The sequence below is a fragment of the Streptomyces sp. NPDC055078 genome, from assembly GCF_053607985.1.
The window spans coordinates 1-3304 of sequence record NZ_JBSGUP010000811.1; the positions used below are offsets into that span (position 1 = coordinate 1).

The 3304-nt window shown below is 72.2% G+C and carries 5 protein-coding genes; 3 read left to right on the forward strand and 2 right to left on the reverse strand.

The annotated features are described in order from the left end of the window. The coding region (locus tag ACWF94_RS37065; RefSeq protein WP_453499088.1) for a CbtA family protein at positions 1-649 on the reverse strand (649 nt) is incomplete at its 3' end. A 51-nt stretch (positions 650-700) separates the two neighbouring features. Next, complete coding sequence (locus tag ACWF94_RS37070; RefSeq protein ID WP_453499089.1) at positions 701-919, reverse strand: CbtB domain-containing protein; 219 nt, start codon at positions 917-919, stop codon at positions 701-703. A gap of 261 nt (positions 920-1180) precedes the next feature. On the opposite strand from ACWF94_RS37070, the gene ACWF94_RS37075 reads away from it, so the two are divergent. The 3 genes from ACWF94_RS37075 to ACWF94_RS37085 all read left to right on the forward strand — a co-directional run bounded on the left by ACWF94_RS37075 (position 1181) and on the right by ACWF94_RS37085 (position 3286). Further along, complete coding sequence (locus ACWF94_RS37075) at positions 1181-1786, forward strand: histidine phosphatase family protein (RefSeq protein WP_453499091.1); 606 nt, start codon at positions 1181-1183, stop codon at positions 1784-1786. A gap of 133 nt (positions 1787-1919) precedes the next feature. Continuing rightward, positions 1920-2516 (forward strand): hypothetical protein, encoded by a 597-nt coding sequence (locus ACWF94_RS37080; protein WP_453499093.1) that lies wholly within the window; start codon positions 1920-1922, stop codon positions 2514-2516. An 8-nt stretch (positions 2517-2524) separates the two neighbouring features. Continuing rightward, positions 2525-3286 (forward strand): DUF1775 domain-containing protein, encoded by a 762-nt coding sequence (locus tag ACWF94_RS37085; RefSeq protein WP_453499095.1) that lies wholly within the window; start codon positions 2525-2527, stop codon positions 3284-3286. Positions 3287-3304 lie beyond the last annotated feature (18 nt).

Consider the following 3304-nt stretch of genomic DNA (forward strand, 5'->3'; position numbering starts at 1 on the left):
TCACCTGAACGGCGAGCGTCGCCAGCCGGAACTCCCAGACCACCGTGGCCGGGAAGCCCTTCGGTACCTCGTCGAAGGACGGCAGGAACGCCACCGCCGGCCCGACGGCGGCCACATAGACCACCGCCGCGACGACCGTCGCGTTCCAGTTGCCCAGCCGGGGAGCCAGCCGCTTCCCGAGGATCACCACGGCCACGGCGAGCAGCACACTGAGCACGATCATCAGGAAGTACAGAGCCGTCCGCCGGCCGATCGTGTCGGGGTCGCCCACGGCCGGCGGATTGGGCGGGGACTTCAGATACGGCACGACGTACACGCTCAGCAGCGCGCCGAGCGCGATCAGCGCCGCCGTGGCGCGCGGTCCGAACCGGCCGGCGCGGCCGAGGGCGACACAGTAGGCGAGAGCGGCGACCCCGCCGATCGCGACGCCGAAGACCAGCACCCCGGTGGCGAGGCCCGCCGTGGACTGCATGGCGCGGCTGACCAGTTCCTCGCCGCCGTGCTCATGGCTGTGGCTCTCCTCGAAGGCGATGGCCGCGTCCACCGGGCCCTCGCCGAGGGCGTACGCGACGACCAGGGCGGCCACCCCGGCGATCAGGCCCGCGAGCATGCCGCGGACGAGCAGCGCTCTGACGGATATGGAGTTCATGGATCTTCCCCTGTGGATCTCGGTCGCGACCGCTGTCCGGACGGCAGCGGCTCAGTGGCAGGGGAAGCCGAGCAGATGGCGTCCGTCGTGCACCCATTCGTGGACGGTCTCACCGGCGATGAGGGAGGTGGCGCCCTGTTCGGCGCCGACGAAGTAGAGCAGGACGAGCATCAGCACGCCGAAGAAGACCGCCCACGGCGCTATCGCCCGGAGCGGGACGGGGGAGACGGCCGGAGTGGCGGCGGTGGCGGGCACAGCGGAGTGAGCCATGGCAGAACCTCCTGGGGGAACACGCGTCCCGATCGTGGTGCCTGAGACGAAGGTGCCGGGTCTGACTTCCCGCGGAGCTGCGGGTACACAGTGGCGCGACCGTGCCGGACTCTCACCGGACTTCCGTCACACCTTCGTCATGTACACGGCACCGTACCGCTTGGGAGCGTGCGCCGCCATGGTGCGCCATGGCCGGAAAGAGGCGATGAAACCTGTGATGTCCTTGTGCCGAGGGGCAGTTGACCGAAGGGGAGCGTGAGCATGACAGTACGAGTGATGCTGGTCTCACCGGCGTCGTCACAGGCGTTGCGGGAGGCCCGCTTCGGAGACGGTCCGGGGGACGGCGAGGGCCTCGACGCGGCGGGGCTGCGGGCCGCGCGGGCGGCGGCGGAGGGGCTGCCGCACGCGGACCGGGCGCTGAGCGGCCCGTCCCCGCGCTGCCGTGGGACGGCCCGGGCGCTGGGCCTGCGGGCGGAGTGCGAGGAATCGCTCGCCGACTGGGACCTGGGCCGGTGGCGTGGGCGGACCCTGGCGCAGCTGAGTGCGGACGAGCCGGAGGCGGTGGCGAGCTGGCTGGACGACCCGGCGACCGCGCCCCACGGCGGTGAGACACTGCTCGCTCTGTGCGCACGGGTGGGCCACTGGCTCGACGCCCTCCCGGCCGACGCGGGCCGGGTGCTCGTGGTGGCGGAACCCGCGATCGTCCGGGCTGCGACCGTCCGGGCGCTGGCTCTTCCGCCGGAGGCTTTCTGGCGGCTGGATGTCGCTCCCCTGGTGCTGACGGAGCTGAGCGGCAGGTCGGAGCGGTGGAATCTGCGCTGCGGCAGACCCCTGACCGCCGTGCGGGTCCCGCCCGCCCGAGTGTGACGGAACGCGGTCGCTCACCGATGTGCGCAAGCGGCCACCCGCCGGGCCGGGTGTCGTGAATGATGGGCGCGCCATGACGTGGACTCGACAGCGACCGCACGCGCGCCCTGGCGTCCCGCCCCCGCGAGGGAGCGTGCGGGGCGCCAGGGCCGGTGTGTTCGCCGTGTCCAGCGCGGGCCTCGCCACGCTCGGCCACCGGGTCGAGTCCGGCGAGGCCGCCGCCTGGGGGTTCATACCGGTCGCCGCGGTGATCGCCTTCCTCGGTGCCCCGCCGTGGACCTGGCGGATACGGTCGTTCCTCGCCTTCGTGGTCGGGACCTGTGCCGCCCAGTTCGTTCTGCACGAGGTCCTGACCCAGACGACGCCCGGCCGGAACACCTCGTCGCAGCAGCTCGGAGTGCCCCAGAGCGGTGTCCTGCTGAGCACGGTCCTGATGCTCGGCGTGCATACGCTGGCCGCTCTCGCCGCCGCCGTACTGCTGCGGCAGACCGACGACCGGCTCGCCGCGCTCCCGGAGTTCCTCGGGCGGATCGTCGCCACCGTGTGCGCCACGGTGGCGCGCTGGCTCGGCGCCTGGCGAAGACCTCCCTGCCCTGGTGCGGCCCGCTTCTCCGGCAGATCCGGGCCGCCCGACGGAAAACAGCCGTACACCGTCCTGGCGCATGTCGTCGTGCGCCGGGGTCCTCCCGGACAGGGGTTTGTGCCGACCACCCCCTGCCAGTCCGTTTGAGGAGAACCATGAGCAACGTCCCCCTGCCGTCCGCCGTCCGGCGGACGGCGCTCGCAGCCGCCGTGGCGCTCGGCACCGTCCTCGCCGTGGCCGCACCCGCCGCCGCCCACGCCGGAGTGACCGCGTCCGACGACCGGGCCCTGGCGAAGAACGTCACCCTGACCTTCACTTCCGAGGCCGAGTCGGACAAGGCGGGCATCGCCAAACTCCAGATCGTGCTGCCCGAGGGCATCTCGCCGGGAGCCGTGACCCTGAAGAAGGCCCCCGCGGGCTGGAAGCTGAGCCAGGCTCAGGGCGGCTACATCATCGGCGGCAAGGCCCTTCCCACCGGCAAGGACGCGGTCTACAGCATCGTGGTGAAGCAACTGCCCGCTGCCGATTCGCTGGTCTTCAAGACCGTCGAGACCTACGCGGACGGGAAGGAGGCACGCTGGATCGAGGTGCCCAAGAACGGTGCGAAGGCGGCGAATCCGGCACCGCTCCTCAAGCTCAAACCCGCGGCGAAGGGGGCGAAGCCGGAATCGGTCCCCCAGGGCTCGGGCGCGGGCTCGGGCACCTCCGCGCCCGGGGCGCCCGGTGCCGGGTCCTCCTCGTCGGCCAAGTCCGCCGCGCCCTCGGTGGAGCCGTCGTCCCCCCACCCGCGCCATGTGATCAAGAAGCGGAAGGACGGGCTGAGCGCGCTGAACGTCGTGGTGATCGTCGTGGTGGTGGTGATCGCCGGAGGCGTGATCGTCTGGGTCCTCAAGCGCCGCCCTGGCGCCAGTTCCTGACCTGCTTCCCCGGGCGGG